This is a genomic window from Streptomyces coffeae (assembly GCF_016741875.1).
GTDB classification, from domain to species: Bacteria; Actinomycetota; Actinomycetes; order Streptomycetales; family Streptomycetaceae; genus Streptomyces; species Streptomyces coffeae.
On the sequence record NZ_JAERRF010000012.1, the window covers coordinates 1 to 20,802 of the forward strand.

Here is a 20,802-nt window from a genome sequence, read left to right on the forward strand (position 1 = left end):
GCCCCTGGATCCACGTGCACGACGTGCACGTCCGCACCGTTCCGGGCCAGCGCGTCACGCACCCACTCGGCCCGGTCCTCACCGGTCGGCGCCACCACCAGCCAGGCACCGTCCAGCCGCCCAGCCCCGACAGCCACCGGCCGCCACTCGACCCGATACCGCCAACCATCAGCTGTGGAGCGATCCCGCTGCTCCCTGCGCCACGCAGACAACCGAGGCAACACCGTGCTCAGCGGATCGTCCGACGACACATCCAACGTACGGGTGAGATCAGCGATGTCGCCGTCCTCGACGACCTCCCAGAACCGCGCCTCCACCGGCGACATCTGCTCAACGCCCACAGCAACGGACGGAGCGTCGAGCCAGTAGCGCTCGCGCTGGAACGCGTAGGTGGGCAGATCCACCCGCCGCGCGCCACGACCTGCGAAGAACGCCTCCCAGTCCACCCGGACACCGCGCACATGCAACTGGCCCGCAGCCGTCGTGGCAGCCACGGCCTCCGGCCGATCGCCACGCAGCACCGGCACGAACCCAGCGTCGGGCGCGGACTCCCGCCCCATCGCGGACAGTGTCCCGCCCGGCCCCACCTCGACAAACGTCCCCACACCCTCGGCAACCAGAGTGCTCACGGCGTCGGCAAACCGCACCGACTCCCGCACATGCCGCACCCAGTACTCCGACGAGGCAAGCTCCTCGGCGCTCGCTAACCGGCCCGTCAGCGTCGACACGATCGGAATGGCGGGCTCACCACACTCGATTCCCTCGACCACCGCGCGGAACTCGTCCAGCATCGGGTCCATCAGCGGCGAGTGGAACGCGTGACTAACGCGCAGACTGGTCACCTTCCGGCCCGCTTCACGCCACCGCTCCGCGACAGCCTCGACATCGGCAGTAACACCCGAAACGACCACCGATGTCGGCCCGTTGACCGCCGCGATCCCCACGGTCTCCGGCAGCTCGGGCGAGACCTCGGCCTCGGTGGCCTGGATCGCCACCATCGCACCGCCTGACGGCAGTGCCTGCATCAGCGCACCCCGCGCCGACACCACCTTTGCCGCATCAGCCAATGACCACACACCCGACGCATGAGCCGCGGCCAGCTCGCCGATCGAGTGTCCGGCCAGCACATCCGGCTGAACACCCCAGGACTCCAGCAGCCGGAACAGCGCCACCTCGACCGCGAACAGCGCGGGCTGCGTCACCCCGGTTTCGTTCAGGGCATCGGCGTCCTCGCCGAACAGCACCTCACGCACCGCCGGGTCGAACTCGCCCAGCACCGCATCCAACGCCTCGGCGAACACCGGGAACCGGTCAGCCAGCTCACGCCCCATGCCCAGCCGCTGCGACCCCTGACCCGAGAACAGGAAACTCACCCGGTGCGGCGCCACCTCGCCCACCACAACGCCCGGACCACCCCGCCCCTCGGCGAGAGCGGCCAGAGCCGACTGGAACTCAGCAGGTTCCGTGGCGACAACCACCGCGCGGTGCTCCAACGCCGCACGTGAGAACACCAGCGTACGGCCCACGTCCGCCACGGACAGCTCCGGCGATTCGTCCACGAAGGACTGGAGTCGCGCGGCCTGCTCCCGCAACGCCTCGGGCCCCTTGGCCGACAACACCCACGGCACCAGCCCGTCGTCCGTCGGCTCCGGAGCTTCGTCCTGCTCGACCGCGGGTGCCTGCTCGATGATGGTGTGGGCGTTGGTTCCGCTGAATCCGAACGACGACACACCGGCTCGCCATGGCCGGTCCGCAGCAGGCCATTCACGCTGATCGGTGAGCAGCTCCACCGCACCGGCGGACCAGTCCACGTGCGGGGACGGCTCGTCGACGTGCAGGGTGCGGGGTAGCACACCGTGCCGCATGGCCATCACCATCTTGATCACACCGGCCACGCCCGCGGCGGCCTGGGTGTGACCGATGTTCGACTTGATCGAGCCGAGCCACAGGGGCTGGTCGGCGGGGCGGTCCTGGCCGTAGGTGGCGAGCAGCGCCTGTGCCTCGATCGGGTCACCGAGCTTGGTACCGGTGCCGTGCGCCTCGACCACGTCCACATCGGACGGAGCGAGCTGTGCACTGGCGAGGGCCTGCCGGATCACCCGCTGCTGCGACGGACCGTTCGGCGCCGTGAGGCCGTTGGACGCGCCGTCCTGGTTCACCGCGGACCCGCGCACGACGGCGAGCACAGGGTGGCCGTTGCGCTGCGCGTCCGACAGCCGCTCGACGAGCAGCATCCCGATGCCCTCGCCCCAGCCCGTGCCGTCCGCGCCTGCGCCGAATGCCTTGCACCGGCCGTCCACCGCCAGCCCGCGCTGGCGGCTGAACTCCACGAACGCGGCGGGCGTGGACATCACCGTGACGCCACCCGCGAGCGCGAGCGAGCACTCACCCGACCGCAGCGCCTGCACCGCCAGATGCAGCGCCACCAGCGACGACGAACACGCCGTGTCCACCGTCACCGCAGGACCTTCAAGACCGAACGTGTAGGACAGCCGACCGGAGATGACACTCGCCGCGCTGCCCGTGCCGAAGTAGCCCTCAACGCTGTCCGGCGCGGCCATCATCAGCGTCGTGTAGTCCTGACCGTTGGTGCCGACGAACACACCGGACCCGCTGCCCCGCAACGAGTTCGGGTCGATGCCCGCTCGCTCGAACGTCTCCCAGGAGGTCTCCAGCAGCAATCGCTGCTGCGGGTCCATCGCCAATGCCTCGCGCGGCGAGATCCCGAATAACGCCGGGTCGAAGTCCGCCACATGGTCGAGGAAAGCGCCCATGCGGGTGTACGACGTGCCGACGCCCGCCGCATCCGGGTCGGGGTTGTACAGCGCCTCCAGATCCCAGCCGCGGTCGGTCGGGAACTGCGACACCGCGTCTCCACCCGACAGCAGCACCTGCCACAGGTCCTCGGGGCTTGCCACACCACCGGGGTACCGGCATGCCATCGCCACGATCGCGATCGGCTCATCCGTCACACCAGATACAGCCACAGCAGCAGTGGGGGAGGGGGCCACGTCCGCACCGGAGAGCTCGGTACGCAGATAGGCGGCGAGTGCGGCGGCTGTCGGGTAGTCGAAGACCAGGGTGGCGGGCAGGGCAACACCGGTGGCCTCACTGAGCCGGGACCGCAACTCCATCACTGTCAGCGAGTCGAAACCCAACTCCCTGAAGGCACGCGTCGCGGAGAACGCCTCAGCAGACACATGCCCCAGGACCGCAGCCGCCTCATACCGGACCAAGTCGGTGAGCTGCCGCTCCTGCTCAGCCTCGTCCAAGCCGGCCAGTCGCTGCGCGAGAGCCGACGTACCGCCCTCCGCCGACGTGGCCTCGAACGCGGCACGCACCTCGGGCAGTTCACGCAGCAGCGGGCTGGGCCGCTGCGCCATGAAGGTGCCCGCGAACCGGGCCCAGTCGACATCGGCGATGGTGACCTTGCTGTCACCGTGTTCGATGGCCGTGCCGAGGCCGGTGAGCGCCGCCTCGGGAGCCATCGTGGTCAGGCCCCTGCGCCGGAGGTGTGCGGCCTGTCCGGAGTCCGCGACCATGCCGCCACCGCCCCACGGACCCCACGCAACCGCGGTAGCGGGCAACCCCGCCGCCCTGCGGTGGTCGGCGAGGGCGTCCAGGTAGGCGTTGGCCGCGCCGTAGGCAGCCTGGCCACCGCTGCCCCACACACCGGCGATGGACGAGAACAGCACGAACGCGTCCAATGGTGTGCCGGCCAGCAGCTCGTGCAGGTTCCTGGCGCTGTCGGCCTTGGCTGCCAGCACATCAGCGAACTCGGCGAGGTCAGTCGGTTCGAGGTCGGCGAGAGCGGCCGAGCGCTCGATACCCGCTGTGTGGACGACGGCGGTGAGTGTCGGAACGCTCTCCAGCAGCGCCGCGACGGACTCCCGGTCGGCCATGTCGCAGGCGGCGAACGTGACGCGCGCGCCGAGTTCGACGAGCTCGGCCTCCAGCTCCTCGGTGCCCTCGGCGGCCTGACCGCGACGGCTCACCAGCACCACATGCTCGGCCCCGCGCGCTGCCAGCCAGCGCGCCACATGGCCGCCCAGGGCACCGGTGCCGCCGGTGACCAGGACGGTGCCGCGCGGCGACCAGCCGTCCCCGGAAGCGTCGCCCAGCGGCGCGGGCAGCAGCCTGCGGCCGAGGATCTCGTTGCCGCGCAGCGCGACCTGGTCCTCGCCGCTCGTCCCGGCAAGCACCGAGGCCAGCAGATCGCCGATCCTGTCGTCCTGCCCATGGGGCAGGTCGACCAGGCCGCCCCAGCGGCCGGGGTACTCCAACGCGGCCACCCGGCCCAGACCCCACAGCATCGACTGCTCGAACCCGGCAACCACGTCATCCGCGCCGGCCGACACCGCACCCGACGTCACACACCACAACGGCGCCTGCACATCCGCATCACCGAGCGCACGCAGCAGCCCCATCGTGGCCGCGATACCCGTGGGCACGGTCGACCCGCCCGCGTCCGCGAGCCCCAGCAGCGAGACCACGCCGCTCGGAGCAGGCAGTTCGGTCAGCTGCTCCGCCCAGTCGACCGCCTCCGGGTCCACGTGCAGAACCTGCGCTTCCGCACCGTTCCGGGCCAGCGCATCACGCACCCACTCGGCCCGGTCCTCACCGGTCGACGCCACCACCAGCCAGGCACCGTCCAGCCGCCCAGCCCCGACAGCCACCGGCCGCCAGTCGACCCGGTACCGCCAGCCGTCGGCGGTGGACCGGTCCCGCTGCTTCCTGCGCCAGGCGGACAGCCGGGGCAGCACGGCACTCAGCGGATCGTCGGACGACACACCCAGCGTGCGGGCGAGATCGGAGAGATCGCCCTCCTCCACGGCCTCCCAGAACCGTTCCTCCACCGGCGATATCCGCTCAGCGCCGTCATCGCCGGCCGGAGCGTCCAACCAGAGGTGCTCACGCTGGAACGCGTAGGTGGGCAGGTCCACCCGCCGGGCCCCGCTGCCGTCGAAACAGGCGGCCAGGTTCACCGCGACACCGCGTACGTGTAGTTGGCCGACGGCGGTGGTCAGCGCGACGAGCTCGGGCCGGTCGCCGCGCAAGGCAGGCACGAAGCCCGCCTCCGGGGCGTTGAGTTGCCCGAGACCGGACAGCACTCCACCGGGACCGATCTCCAGGAAGACATCGGCGCCCTGCTCGCGCAACGCCACGACCGCGTCGGCGAACCGCACCGACTCCCGCACGTGCCGCACCCAGTACTCCGGCGACGCCAACTCCTCGGCGGTGGCCAACCGGCCCGTCAGCGTCGACACGATCGGAATCGCGGGTCCCTCGTAGGACACGCTCTCCAGCACCCGACGGAACTCGTCCAGCATCGGGTCCATCAACGGCGAGTGGAACGCATGGCTCACCCGCAGCCGGGTCACCTTCCGGCCCGCCTCACGCCACCGCTCGGCGACCGTCTCCACATCGGCAGCAACACCCGAAACGACCACCGACGACGGTCCGTTGACCGCGGCGATGTCCACCGTGTCAGGCAACTCGGGCGCGACCTCGGCCTCGGTCGCCTGGATCGCCACCATCGCACCGCCTGACGGCAGTGCCTGCATCAGCGCACCCCGCGCCGACACCACCTTGGCCGCATCAGCCAACGACCACACACCTGCCACATAAGCCGCGGCCAGCTCGCCGATCGAGTGTCCGGCCAGCACATCCGGCTGAACACCCCACGACTCCAGCAGCCGGAACAGCGCCACCTCGACCGCGAACAGCGCGGGCTGCGTCACCCCGGTCTCGTTCAGCGCATCGGCATCCTCGCCGAACAGCACCTCACGCACCGCCGGGTCGAACTCGCCCAGCACCGCATCCAACGCCTCGGCGAACACCGGGAACCGGGCCGCCAGCTCACGCCCCATCCCCAGCCGCTGCGACCCCTGACCCGAGAACAGGAAACCCACCCGGTGCGGCGCCACCTCACCCACCACAACACCCGAACCACCCCGCCCCTCGGCGAGAGCGGCCAGAGCCGACTGGAACTCAGCAGGCTCCGTGGCGACAACCACCGCGCGGTGCTCGAACACGGCCCGTGTCGTAGCCAGCGAGAAGCCGACGCCCACCGGGTCGAAGTCGTCCGAACCCTGCACGGCGGACAGAAGGCGGTCGGCCTGCGCGCGCAGCGCGTCGGGGGTCCGGGCGGACAGCACCCACGGCGTGACAGTGGGGATCGGCAGGTCGGTGTCCACGGTGGACACCGGATCGGCGGCGGGCGCCTCCTCCAGGATGACGTGGGCGTTTGTGCCGCTGACGCCGAACGAGGAGACACCGGCGCGGCGTGGTTCGCCGGTCTCCGGCCACTGCTGCCCCTCGGTCAGCAGCGCCACGGTGCCCGCCGACCAGTCGACGTGGCTGCTCGGCTCGTCGATGTGCAGGGTCTTGGGCAGCACACCGTGCCGCATCGCCATGACCATCTTGATGATGCCCCCGACACCGGCCGCCGCCTGGGCGTGGCCGATGTTGGACTTCAGCGACCCCAGCCACAGCGGCTGGTCGGCGGTGCGGTCCTGGCCGTAGGTGGCCAGCAGCGCCTGGGCCTCGATCGGGTCGCCGAGCGTGGTGCCGGTGCCGTGCGCCTCGACCGCGTCCACCTGTGCCGGGGTGAGCCGCGCACTCGCCAACGCCTGGATGATCACCGCCTGCTGGGACGGCCCGTTCGGCGCCGTCAGGCCGTTCGACGCACCATCCTGGTTCACTGCCGAGCCACGGATCACCGCCAGCACGGGATGGCCGTTGCGGCGGGCGTCCGACAGCCGTTCCACCAGGAGCATGCCGACGCCCTCGCCCCAGCCGGTGCCGTCGGCGCTGTCGGAGAACGCCTTGCAGCGGCCGTCCACGGACAGAGCGCGCTGCCTGCTGTACTCGACGAATGTGCGCGGCGTGGACATGAACGTGGCACCGCCCGCGAGCGCGAGCGAGCATTCCTCGCGGCGCAGCGCCACCATCGCGAGGTGCAGCGCCACCAGCGACGACGAGCACGCCGTGTCCACCGTGACGGCGGGACCTTCGAGGCCGAAGGTGTAGGCGATCCGGCCGGACGCGATGCTGCCCGCGCTGCCGTTGGCGAGGTAGCCCTCGAACCCCTCGGGCGCCTGCGGCAGCCGTGTCGCGTAGTCGTTGTACATCACGCCCGCGAACACACCGGTCCTGGTACCCCTGGCCTGCGCCGGGTCGATGCCCGCGCGCTCGAACGCCTCCCAGGAGGTCTCCAGCAGCAGTCGCTGCTGCGGGTCCATCGCCAGTGCCTCGCGCGGGTTGACTCCGAAGAACGCCGGGTCGAAGCCCGCTGCGCCCTGGAGGAATCCGCCGTGCCGGGTGATCGACGTGCCCGCGTGCTCCGGGTCGGGGTCGTAGAGCGCGTCGACGTCCCAGCCTCGGTCGGCCGGGAACTCCACCACGGCGTCCCCGCCGTCGACCAGCAGCCGCCACAGGTCTTCCGGTGACTCGACACCACCGGGGTAGCGGCAGCTCATCCCGATGATCGCGACGGGCTCGTTCTCCCGCTCCTCGACCTCGCGCAGGCGTCGGCGTGCGGTGCGCAGATCGTTGGTGGCCCGCTTGAGATAGTCGCGGAGCCTGTCCTCGTTCTCCATTTAACGTGCGCTCCTTACGGCGGTGCGGACGAGATCGACGCGGGTCGACCCGGTCACGAGGTCTCGAGTTCGTTGTCGAGGTAGCCGAAGAGTTCGTCGTCCGTGGCCGAGTCGAGGTCGGACTCGGCGTCCTCGCCCGCGCCGTCGGCCCGCGCATCGCTCCACCTGGCGAGCAGGGCACGCAGCCGCAGGTCCACCTTGGTGGCGGTGCCGTCGTCGGTGAGGGCGAGCAGTGCGCTCTCCAGCTGGTCGAGTTGGTCGAGCACGCCGGTCTCCGGCTCGGGCTCGGTGCGCGGGAGCAGCGTGAGCATGTGCCGGGTGATCGCGGCGGCCGACGGGTGGTCGAAGACCAGAGTCGAGGGCAGCCGCAGCCCGGTGGCCGCGGTGAGCCGGTTGCGCAGCTCCACCGAGGTCAGCGAGTCGAATCCGAGGTCCCGCAGCGCGCGGCCGGGATCGACCTCGGTGCCGACCGAGTGGCCGAGTACTGCCGCGACCTGCCCGCAGACCACGTCCAGCACCGTCTGTTCGCGCTTCTCGGCGGACTGGCCCGCGATGGTGTCGGCGAACGTCGTGGTCGCGACGGGGGCCACCGTTGTGACCCGGCGGGCGGGGGCGCGGAACAGGCCGCGCAGCATCGGGGGCAGCGTGCCGTCCGCCGCCTGCCCGCGCAGCGCGGCGGTGTCCAGCAGGACCGGCGCGAGTGCGGCGCGGTCGTCCTCCGCCGCGGCGTCGAAGAGCGCGAGCGCGTCCTCGGTGGGCAGTTCGAGGATGCCGGAGCGGCCGAGCCGGGCGCGGTCGCCCGCGTCGAGCCCCTCCGTCATGCCGCTCGCGGCCGCCCACATGCCCCACGCCAGCGAGACACCGGGCAGGCCGAGCGCGTGGCGGCGCCGCACGAGCGCGTCGAGTGCCGCGTTCGCGGCCGCGTAGCTCGCCTGGCCCGCGCTGCCGAGGAGTCCGGCGGCGGAGGAGAACACGACGAACGCGGACGGATCGGCGTCCCTGGTCAGTTCGTCCAAGTGCAGCAGGCCGTCGACCTTCGGGCCGAAGACGCGGTCGACCCGTTCGGGCGTCAGCGACTCCAGTACGCCGTCGTCGACGACGCCCGCCGCGTGCACGACCGCGCCGAGCGGCCGGTCCAGCGAGGCCAGCAGCGCGGCCACCGAGTCGCGGTCGGCCACGTCGCACGCCGCCACGGACACCTCGGCGCCCAGCGCCACCAGTTCGTCGCGCAACCCCTCCGCGCCCTCGGTCGCCAGACCCCTGCGCCCGGCCAGTACGAGGTTCCGCACGCCCCGGTCGGCGACCAGATGCCGGGCCACCAGCGCGCCGAGCGTGCCGAGGCCACCGGTCACCAGGACCGGGCGGTCCGGGTCCATCGGCGCGGGCACGGTCAGTACGACCTTGCCGACGTGCCGGGCCTGGCTGAGGTGGCGGAACGCTTCGGCTGCGCGGCGGACGTCCCAGGCGCGCACCGGCAGGGGGCTCAGCACGCCCGCCTCGAACATCGCCAGCACCTCGACCAGTGTCTCCTGGAAGCGGTCCGGACCCGGCTGCGTCCGGTCGGACGCGGCGTGTTCGACGCCGGGCGGCAGCTCGTCGGAGTCACGGACGTCGGCCGTTCCCGGTTCGATGAACCGCCCGCTGTCGGGCAGCAGTTCCAGGGCGGCCAGCGCTGACTCGCCCCGGCGCAGGGCTGCCAGGTCGTGCAGGGTGTAGTAGGCGGTGAGGAACACCAGCGGTACGGACGCGGCGCGCGCGAAGGACCACCCGGCGGGGATCGGGGCGACCAGCCTGCGTTCGGTGACCGCGAGCCGCCCGAAGCCCTGGGCGACCATGCCCAGCACGCGGTCGCCCACCGCCAGGTCCGGCACCTCCGCGCCGACCTCGGTGACCACGCCCGCGACCTCGGTGCCCAGCTCGGCCGCGCCGGGGTAGGCGCCCATGGCGCTCAGCACGTCCCGGGAGTTCACGGCCGCCGCGCGGACGGCGATGCGTACCTCGCAGGGTGCGAGGGGCGCGGTGGCGTCGGGGTGCGGCGCCACGGTGAGGTCGGCCGGCGAGCCGTCGGGCTGGATGTCCAGCCGCCACGGGCCGTCGGCAGGTGGGGTGAGCGGGCCGGCGGCGGCACGGGTGAGCCTGGGCACCGTCACCAGACCGGCTCTTACGGCCAGTTGGGGTTCGTCGGAAGCCAGGGCGCCGGGCAGGGCGAGGGTGGACTCTTCGGCGTCGTCGAGGTCGACCAGTGCGAACCGGCCGGGGTTCTCGGTCTGTGCCGATCGCACCAGTCCCCACACGGCGGCCTGTGCCGGGTCGGGCGAGTCGGTGTCGACCGCGCCGCGGGTCACGAACACCAGGCGGGCGTTGGCGGTCCGCTCGTCGGCGATCCAGTCCTGGGCCAGTGCCAGTGCCCAGGACACCGCCTCCCGCGCCGCCTTCCCGTCCACACCGGACGGCTGGGGGCAGAGGGCGAGCAGGTCGGTCACACCGTCGAGGGCGCCGTAGCCGGGCACGGTCGGCGCGTCCACGCCGAGGTCGTCCGCGCCGAGCACGGCGAGCCCGACGTGCCTGTCCCCGGTCCCGACGGGCGCCCACTCCAGCGCGAACAGGGAGTCGGTGGCCCGGGAGGCGGCCTTCCGGAGTTCCGCCGGTCGCATCACCAGCGACTCGACGGTCGCCACGGGCCTGCCGGTGGGGTCCGCGACGGCCAGCGACATCTCGTCCTGGCCCGTGGGCGACCAGCGCACCCGCAGCGTCGACGCGCCGACGGCGTGCAGCCGCACCCCCGTGAAGCTGAACGGGAGCCGGGGGCCGCCGCCGTTCTCCTCCAGCGCGCGCAGCACGGGCGCGTGCAGCGCGGCGTCGAGCAGCGCGGGGTGCAGGCTGAAGCCTTCGCCGCCGGTCCCGTCCGGCAGGGCCACCTCGACGTACGCATCGCTGCCGAGGCGCCAGGCCGCGCGCAGCGCGCGGAACACCGGCCCGTAGCCGTAGCCGAGTTCGGTGAGGCGGTCGTAGACGTCGTCGACGTCCATCGGCGTCGCGCCCTCCGGCGGCCACGCCGCCGGCTCGGCCGCCCGCGCGTCGCCCGCCGTGAGCGTGCCGGTCGCGTGCTCGGTCCAGGGCGCGTCCCGGTCGGCGTCCTCGGCCTGGGAGTGCACCCGGACGCTCCGCCTGCCGTCAGCCTCCGCACCGACCGCGACCCGCAGAGCGAGGCCGCCGCGCTCGGGCAGGACCAGCGGAGCGTGCAGGGTCAACTCCTCGACCGTGTCGAGCCCGCAGTGGCCCGCGGCGTGCAGGGCGAGGTCGAGGAATCCCGTGCCGGGGAACAGCACCCGGTCACCGACACCGTGGTCGGCGAGCCACGGCTGGGTCCGCGTGGACAGCCGGCCGGTGAACACGACGCCGTCGGAGTCGGGCAGCGCGACCGCGGCGCGGAGCAGCGGGTGGTCGCCCGCGGCGACGCCGAGGGCCGCCGTCGCCCCGTCGCCCGCGGGCGCGACGGCCGCGGTCAGCCAGTAACGGTCGTGCTGGAAGGCGTAGGTGGGCAGGTCTGCGCGCCTGCCCCGGCCGCCGCCCAGCGCGGTGGCCAGGTCCAGCCGCGCGCCCCGGACGTGGAGCTGCGCGGCGGCGAGGGTCAGTGCGTCCGGTTCGGGCCGGTCGGAGCGCAGCGTCGGCACGAACACGGCGTCGGGGGCGCTGTCCTGGCCCATCGCGGTGAGTACACCGCCCGGTCCGACCTCCACCATCGTGGTCACGCCCTGCGCGACGAGCGTCGTGACGCCGTCGGCGAACCGCACGGGGAGGCGTACGTGCCGCACCCAGTAGTCCGGCGACGCCAGTTCCTCGGCGTCGACCGGCGCGCCGGTCAGCGTGGACACGATCGGCAGCGTGGGCGGGTGGGCGGTCGCGCCCGCCACGACGCGGTGGAACTCGGCCAGCATCGGTTCCATCAGCGGTGAGTGGAAGGCGTGGCTGACCCGCAGCCTGCTCACCTTGCGCCCCTGCGCCTTGAGGCGGTCGGCGAGGTCGAGCACCTCGCGTTCGCTGCCGGACAGGACCAGCGAGTTCGGACCGTTGATCGCGGCGATGCCGACGTGCTCGGAGCACTCCGGCGCGACCTCGTCCTCGGTGGCCTGCACCGCGACCATGAGGCCACCGGCGGGCAGCGCCTGCATGAGCGCGCCGCGCGCGGCGACGATCGCGCAGGCGTCGGCCAGTGAGAACACGCCCGCCACATGCGCGGCGGTCAGTTCGCCGATCGAGTGGCCCGCGAGCGCGTCGGGCCGCAGTCCCCAGGACTCCCACAGCCGGTACAGCGCGACCTCGACGGCGAACAGCGCGGGCTGGGCGTACTCGGTGTGGTCCAGCAGGGCCTGGTCGTCGCCGAAGACCACATCGCGCAGCGGCACGGCCAGCAGCGGGTCGAGGTGGGCGAACACCTCGTCGAGCGCGTCGGCGAACACGGGGTGTGCCTCGTACAGGGCCCGGCCCATGCCGGCCCGCTGGGAGCCCTGACCGGAGAACAGCAGGGCGAGCCTGCCGCCGTCGGGGGTGCCCCGCACCACGGCCGGGTGGTCGGTGCCCTCGGCCAGCGCGTCGAGACCGGCGCGCAGTTCGGGCGTGCTGGTGCCGAGCACAACCGTGCGGTGGTCGAGCGCGGCCCGCCCGGCCGCGAGCGTCGCGGCGATGTCCACCGGTGACAGCTCGGGCCGCTCGTCCACGGTGGACGCCAGGTTGGCGGCCTGCTCGCGCAGCGCCGAGGTGTCGCGGGCGGACAGCGCCCATGCCAGCATCCGGCCGTCGGGCTCGTCCGCCGGGGCCGGGGGGGTGGGCTCGGCCTGTTCGAGGATGACGTGGCCATTGGTGCCGCTGACGCCGAACGCGGAGACGGCGGCCCGCCTCGGCCTGCCGGTCTCCGGCCACGGCCGCTGGTCGGCCAGCGGCTCCACGGCGCCGGTCGTCCAGTCCACGTGCCGGGACGGCTGGTCGAGGTGCAGGGTGCGCGGCAGCACGCCGTGCCGCAGCGCCTGCACCATCTTGATGACGCCCGCGATGCCCGAAGCCGCCTGGGTGTGGCCGATGTTGGACTTCAGCGCCCCCAGCAGCAGCGGCTCACCGGTGCGGTCCTGGCCGTAGGTGGCCAGCAGCGCCTGCGCCTCGATCGGGTCGCCGAGCCGGGTGCCCGTGCCGTGGCCCTCGACGGCGTCCACATCCGAGCCGGACAGGCCCGCGTTCGCGAGCGCCGCGCGGATGACGCGCTGCTGCGCGGGCCCGTTCGGCGCGGACAGCCCGTTGGACGCGCCGTCCTGGTTCATCGCGGAACCCCGGACAACGGCGAGCACCTCATGGCCGTTGGCCCGTGCGTCGGAGAGCCGTTCCAACAGGACCAGGCCCGCGCCCTCGCCCCAGCCGACGCCGTCGGCGGCGTCGGCGAAGGGCTTGCACCGGCCGTCGGGGGCCAGGCCGCCCTGGAGGCTGAACTCGGCGAACGGTGTGGGCGACACCATGACGGCCGTCCCGCCCGCCACGGCCATCGAGCACTCACCCGACCGCAGCGCCTGCACCGCCAGGTGCAGGGCGACCAACGAGGACGAGCACGCGGTATCCACGGTGACGGCGGGCCCGCGCAGGCCCAGCGAGTAGGCGATCCGGCCCGATACGACGCTCAGCGCGTCACCGGTCAGCCGGTAGCCGTCCATCTCGGGCGTCGCCTGCTCCAGAGTGCCCGCGTAGCCCTGCGGCGAGGCGCCGATGAACACGCCGGTGAGGCTGTCGCGCACCGAGGACGGGTCGATGCCCGCCCGCTCGAAGGTCTCCCAGGCCAGTTCGAGCACCTGCCGCTGCTGGGGGTCCATGGCCAGCGCCTCGCGCGGGGCGATGCCGAAGAAGCCCGCGTCGAACCCGCCCGCGTCGTCGAGGAACGCGCCCTCCAGGGTGCGGCTGCGGCCCTGGGCCTCCGCGTCGGCCGGGTACAGCCGGTCGGTGTCCCAGCCCCGGTCCTCCGGGAACGGCCCGATGGCGTCGCGCCCGGCCAGGACGAGCGACCACAGGTCCTCGGGTCCGCGCACGCCGCCGGGGTAGCGGCAGCTCATCGCCACCACCGCGATCGGCTCGTCGGCGTCACGGGCCGCGGTCCGGCCCGACGCGGCGGTCTGCCGCTCGCCGAGCACCACGGAGTGCAGGTGGCGGGCCAGCGCCTCCGGCGTCGGGTGGTCGAACACGACCGTCGTGGGCAGCCGTTGGCCGGTGGCGGTGCTGAGGCGCTTGCGGACCTCGATGGCGGTGAGCGAGTCGAAGCCCAGCTCGCGGAACGCCCGGTCCGGGGTTACGGCGTCGGGGCCGTCGTGGCCGAGCACCGCGGCAGCGTGGCCGCGGACCAGGTCGAGCAGGAGCCGGTGCTGGTCGGCCTCGGTGAGCCCGGCCAGCCGGTCGGCCAGCGCCCCGCCGGAGCCCGGCTGCTCCACCGCGTCCTGCGCGGCCAGCGCGACGACGTCGGGGATCTCGCTGATCAGCGGGCGTGAACGGGCGGCTGTGAAGCCGGGGGCGAAGCGGGCCCAGTCGACGTCCGCGACCGTCAGGGTCGTCTCACCGGCCGCGAGGGCGGTGGCGAGCGCGCCGACCGCGAGTTCCGGCCGCATCGGGCGCATACCCCTTCGGCGGAGCTGGTCGTTCAGGTCGCCCGCCGCCATTCCCTCGCCCGCCCACATGCCCCAGGAGACCGAGGTGGCGGGCAGGCCGTCGGCGTGGCGGCGCTGCGCGAGGCCGTCGAGGAAGGCGTTGGCCGCCCCGTACGCCCCCAGCTCGCCGCTGCCCCACACCGCGGACCCGGAGGAGAACAGCACGAACGCGTCCAACGCGCGCCCGGCGCACAGCTCGTCGAGGTGGGTCGCACCGACGGCCTTCGCCGCCAGGGCGTACGCGAGATCCGGGGTGTCCGTGTCGGCCAGCGGCAGGGACGGGACGGTGCCCGCCGCGTGGAAGACCGAGCGGACCGGCGTGCCGTCGGCGTCGAGCCGGGCGAACAGGTCGGCCAGCGCGGCGCGGTCGGCGGCGTCGCAGGCGGCGACGGTGGTCCGGACGCCGAGCGCGGTCAGCTCGGCCTCCAACTCGCGCGCGCCGGGCGCGTCCGCACCGCTGCGGCTGGTCAGCACGATGCGCTCGGCTCCATTGCTCGCCAGCCAGCGGGCGACGTGGCCGCCGATGGCGCCGGTGCCACCGGTGATCAGCGCGGTGCCACTGGTGCGCCAGGCGGGTGCCGCCCCCGGTGCGGGGGCCGGGGTCAGCCGCCGCACCGATACGCCGGAGGCCCGGATCGCCAACTGGTCCTCGTCCGCCTGCCCGGCCAGGACGGCGGCGAGCCGCGTCGCGGTCCTGGTGTCGGGGGCCGTGGGGAGGTCGACGATGCCGCCCCAGCGGTCCGCGTGCTCCAGGCCGACGGCCAGCCCGAGGCCCCACACCTGGCTCTGCGCCGGGTGGGTCAGCGGGTCGGACCGGCCGACGGACACCGCGCCCGTCGTGGCCAGCCACAGTGGCGCGTCGATCCCGGCGTCGCCGAGCGCCCGCACCAGCGCCAGCGTGCCGGACAGTCCACGGGGGACGGCGGGCGACGCGGGGTCGGGGCGTTCGTCCAGCGCCAGCAGGGAGAGCACACCACTGGGCGCGACGCCGGCGGCGCGCAGCGACTCCGCCGAGCCGTCGACCTCCAGGACATCGGCGCCGTGGGCGCGCAGCGCGTCGACGGCCGCCGCACGCCATGGGTGCTCCGCCTCGGACGCTTCGGACGGCTCGGACGGCTCGGACGACGAGCCGACCACGAGCCAGGTGCCGGTCAGGGTCGGTGCGTTGGCGGCGCCGAGCGGGCGCCAGGTGACGCGGTAGCGCCACGCGTCGACGGCGGACCGCTCCTGCCTGCGGCGGCGCCAGTCGGCCAGGCTCGGCAGGACGTCGGTCAGGGGCGCGTCGGCGGGCACGTCCAGCGTGGCGGCGAGATCTCCTCGCTCCACCGCGGACCAGAACTCCTCCAGCGCGGGGTCGCCGTCCGCCGTCGAGCGGGCCGTCTCATCGAGCCAGTAGCGCTTGCGCTGGAACGGGTAGGTCGGCAGGTCCACACGCCGCCCGGCGGGTACCACAGCACGCCAGTCGAAGGGCAGACCCTCGACATACGCTTCGGCGGCGGACAGCAGGAACCGGTCAAGACCGCCGTCATCCCGGCGCAAGGTGCCCACCACGACCGCGTCAGCGCCGGCCGCGTCCAGCGTCTCACGCACCCCGATGGCCAGCACAGGATGCGGGCTGCACTCGACGAACACCCCCACACCCCGGTCCAGGAGGCCACGCGTCGCCTCTTCGAACCGCACCGTCTCCCGCAGGTTCTGGTACCAGTACTCGGCACCCACCTCGCTCCCGGTCAGCCACTCCCCGGTAACGGTGGACAACATCGGTACACGCGCGGGCACCGGCTCCACCCCGGCCAACTCGCCCGCCAACGCCTCACGAATACGCTCGACATGCGGTGAATGCGACGCATAGTCCACCGGAACCCGCCGCGCGCGCACACCCTCAGCCCGACAGGACTCGACCAACTCGTCCAGCGCGTCAGCATCACCCGCCACCACCACCGAACCGGGGCCATTGACCGCCGCGACCGAGATGCGCCCGCCCCACCGCGCAATCCGCTCCCGGGCATCGTCGACCGACGCCGCCAGCGACACCATGCCGCCCTGACCCGCGATCGCCGTGATGGCCTTGCTGCGCAACGCGACGATCCGGGCAGCGTCGGCCAACGACAACGCACCCGCGACATGGGCAGCGGCGATCTCACCCTGGCTGTGCCCCACCACCGCATCCGGCTCGACACCACAGGAACGCCACAGCGCGGCCAACGACACCATCACGGCGAAGAGCGCGGGCTGCACGACATCGACCCGGTCCAACGCGGCCTCATCGGCCAGGACATCCCACAACGACCAGTCCACGTGCGGAGCGAGCGCATCAGCACACGCGTCGAGCGAAGCACGGAACACCGGCGACGACTCAGCCAGCGCGGCCCCCATACCCAGCCACTGCGAACCCTGACCGGGAAAGACGAACGCCACCTTGCCCACAGGGCGGGCGACACCGACCGCCACACGGCCGGACTCAGCCCCACCGGCCACCGCCGTCAGCGCCTCGGCACCACCCGACACCACCACAGCCCGGTGCTCGAACACCGACCGCGACAACAAGGCATCCGCCACATCAACCAGCGCCAACCCCTCCGCGCTGGCGGCGAGTTGGGCGGCCTGGGCACGCAACGCCTCCTCCGTGCGCGCGGAGAACACCAGCGGAGCCACCTCGGACCCCGACCGCGAGTCGACCGGAGCCTCCTCGGGCGCCTGCTCCAGCACGACATGCGCGTTGGTGCCGCTGATGCCGAACGAGGACACACCGGCCCGCCGGGGGCGTGCGACCTCCGGCCACGGCGTGGTCTCGGTGACCAGCGACACCGCGCCCGTCGACCAGTCCACGTGCGGGGTGGGCTCGGTGATGTGCAGGCTCCTGGGCAGTACGCCGTGCCGCAGTGCGAGCACCATCTTGATCAGGCCCGCGACACCGGACGCCGCCTGCGTGTGGCCGATGTTCGACTTCACCGAACCGAGCAGGAGCGGCTGGTCGGCCATATGCTCCCGGCCGTAGGTGGCGAGCAGTGCGTCCGCCTCGATCGGGTCGCCCAGCCGCGTGCCGGTGCCGTGTGCCTCGACGGCGTCGACCTCGGCGGCCGGCACACCCGCGTTGGCGAGCGCCTGCCGGATCACCCTGCGCTGCGCGGAGCCGCTGGGGGCGGTGAGGCCGTTGGACGCGCCGTCCTGATTGGTTGCGGTGCCCCTGATCAGCGCAAGCACGGGGTGTCCGTTGCGCCGCGCGTCGGACAGCCGCTCCAGCAGCACCATCGTGGCGCCCTCGGCGAGGCCGAACCCGTCCGCGCTCGCCGAGAACGCCTTGCACCGACCGTCGGGGGCCAGCGCGCGCTGCCTGCTGAACTCCACGAACATGCCCTGCGACGGCATCACCGTGACGCCGCCCGCCAGTGCGAGCGGGCACTCGCCACGCCGCAGCGACTGCACGGCCATGTGCAGGGCGACCAGCGACGACGAGCAGGCCGTGTCAATGGTGACGGCGGGCCCCGCGAGCCCGAACGTGTAGGAGAGCCTGCCGGACGCGACGCTCGCGGTGTTGCCGGTGAGCAGATAGCCCTCGAGGTCCGCGGGCGCCTCATGCAGCCTCGGCCCGTAGTCCATCGTCATCGCGCCCACGAACACGCCCGCCTGGCTGCCCCGCAGCCCCGCCGGGTCGATACCGGCCCGCTCCATCGCCTCCCAGGAGATCTCCAGCAGCAGCCGCTGCTGCGGGTCCATCGCCAGCGCCTCGCGCGGCGAGATACCGAAGAACTCCGGGTCGAACTGGGGGACGTCGTGCAGGAAACCGGCCTCGCGCTGGTAGTAGCCGCCCGCCCGCTCGGCGTCCTCGTCGTAGCGCCCGTCCAGGTCCCAGCCCCGGTCGGTGGGGAACGCGGTGACGCCGTCGCCACCCGCGGACAGCAGCTCCCACAGGTCCTCGGGGCTGTGCACACCACCGGGCAGGCGGCAGCTCATCGCCACGACGGCGATCGGCTCGTCGTCCCCGACCGCCGCGGGAGCCGGCGGCTCGTCGTCCTCGGCCGGTGCGCCGAGCAGCGCCCGGCCTATGTGCTCGGCGAGACCCCGGCACGTCGGGATGTCGAACACCGCCGACACCGGCAGGTTCAGGCCGGTTGCCGCGTTCAGCAGGTTGCGCAGCGCCACCGCGCCCGCCGAGTCGACGCCCAGCTCCAGCAGCGGCGCGTCCGCGTCGGCGGACGACGCGATGTCCCCGCCGACGACGGCGGCGACCTGCGCACGGACCAGGTCGAGCAGGAATGCGAGGCGGTCGGGGGCGTCCGCGAGCCGGTCGGCCAGCGACGGGGCGGGACCGGCGGCGGGCGCCGCGTGCAGCGGGTAGGGGGGCAGCGGCACCGCGCGCGCGTCCCGGTCCGCGAACACCGCCTCCCAGTCGGGGAGCACACCGTGTGCGTGAAGTTCGGCCAGCGCGGCCACCACCTGGTCGGGGCCGCCCTGGCCCCTGCGCAACGTGCCGACGACGGCGGCGTCCACGGCGGTGTCTTCGGCGGTCTCCTGAACGGCTCTGGTGAGGACGGGGTGCGGGCTCGGCTCCAGCAGCAGGTGGTGTCCCGCGGCCAGCGCGGCGCGGGTGGCGCTCTCGAAGTCCGCGGTGTCGCGGAGGTTGCGGCACCAGTGGTCCGCGGTGAGCGCGAGGGGGTCGACCTTCGTGCCCGTGGTGGCCGTGTAGATCGGCACCTCTGTCGGGCGGGGCGTGATCGGGCCGAGGTCGGCGCGCATCATGTCGAGCACCGAGTCGACCTGGCGGCCGTGTGCCGCGAGGCGGATTGCGATGCTCCTGGCCCTGACGCCGTCGGCGGCCAGCTCGGCCAGCAGTTCGGTGGCCGCGTCCTCGGTGCCGGAGACCAGGACCGAGCCGGGGGCGTGCACGGCGGCCAGGTCGAGCCCCTCGTAGCGGGTCAGCCGCTCGCGCACCTCGTCGGCGGACGCCAGCACGGACACCATCACACCGTGGTCGAGCAGATGCACCTGCGCCCGGCTGAACAGAGCCACGGCCCGCGCACCGTCCTCGACGGACAGCGCGCCCGCGACCGTGGCGGCCGAGATCTCGCCGACGCTGGAGCCGATCACGGCGCTGGGCAGCACGCCCCAGGACCGCCACAGCGCTGACAGGGACACCATCATCGCCCAGAGCGCGGGCTGGCCCACATCCGGCCGGTCCAGCGACGGTGTGTCCACCGTGCCGCGCAGCACATCCAACACGGGCCAGTCCACGAACGGCGTGAGGGCTTCCGCGCAGATGTGCAACTGCTCGGCGAACACTGGTGAAGTGTCCAGTAGTTCATCGGCCATGCCCAGCCACTGCGGCCCGTGCCCGGGGAACACGAAGGCGGTGCCGTCCGCCGCGGCCCGCGCGGGACCGGTCGCGAGTCCCGGTACCGGTCGGCCTTCGCTGACGGCGAGTAATTCGTCGGCGAGCCGAGCGTGGTCCCTGCCGACCAACACGGCGCGGTGGGCGAGCGCGGGCCGGGTCGTGGCGAGGGATAACGCGAGGTCGATGAGCGGGAGGGTCGGCTCGGCGCCGAGCAGCGCATGCAGGTCGGCAGCCCGCGCCCGTAACGCGTCCTGGCTGTGCGCCGAGAGGGTGATCGGAACGGCGGGCCCATCCGGCGCGGCGCGGCCGGGCTCGGGCCGTCCCGAGCGTAACGCGGCCTCGACCAGGGCGGGAACGCCGTCGGGCCACTCGTGGCCGGTGCCGAGCCGGTAGCCGAAGGTCGCGGTCCGCGCACCGTCCCCGCGCGCCAACACCGCGAAGGCCCCGCCCGCTCCGCCCGTCCCGACCAGTGCGAGGTCGCACTCGCCTAACCGCAGGGCGTCGATGGCCTCGGTGACGGGGTCGTGCCCGGTGCGGACCGGGCCGAGTAAGCCGAGTACACGCGCCAGTTCGCCCGCGTTGTCCCCGCCCGCGCCGTCGGTGGCCAGGTAGACACCGACGCCCGCTGGGTTGTCCGCACCGATGCCCGCGTCCTCGCAGGCCGTCCAGGCTAACTCCAGTTCGGCCGACCGGTCCGCGGGCAGCGGCACACCCGTCAGCTCGGCCAGTACACCGGGGTCGTGCTCCGTCTGCCTCGATACTGCGGACGCGACTCCTATGACGGCGACAGTGCCGGTGTCCACTCGTCAGTCCCCCTCTACGAGGTGCGTTGTCAGTCCCCTTTGACGCGGCGCCGGGCATGGGGGCTCTACCTCAGAGGGTCAAGGAAACGACGCTCCGGGAAGCCCCGATGGGGTGCGCGGGTGAATGGCCCAAAGCCGGACGAATGCGGCACCCGCGATCCCGTGCCAAACCCGACAGTATCCGGATACGCGCCGCCCGAACCAGCCTCTCTTCTTGCGGTTATTGGAAGAAAAGCAACACTTCTCTGTTGGCGCGTAAGGCCCGTTCACCCCGCGCGGCGAGCACTCCCCACGTGGATGCCACGGCGCATCATCGACGCCGCTGCCACCTGGCGCTTCGCTGCGTGGTGTGGATGCGTGGCGCGTGGCGTCGGCGCAGGGGGCGTGGTGCA

The 20,802-nt window shown here is 73.2% G+C and carries 2 protein-coding genes; both read right to left on the reverse strand.

The window, feature by feature from the left end:
- Positions 1-7,601, reverse strand: a 7,601-nt coding sequence (locus JK363_RS21340) for a type I polyketide synthase (protein ID WP_201876593.1), incomplete at its 3' end; no start/stop codon positions are given.
- A gap of 53 nt (positions 7,602-7,654) precedes the next feature.
- A complete protein-coding gene (locus JK363_RS42590) occupies positions 7,655-20,410 on the reverse strand; it encodes a type I polyketide synthase (protein WP_307821812.1) in 12,756 nt (4,251 codons plus the stop codon).
- Positions 20,411-20,802: the final 392 nt, after the last annotated feature.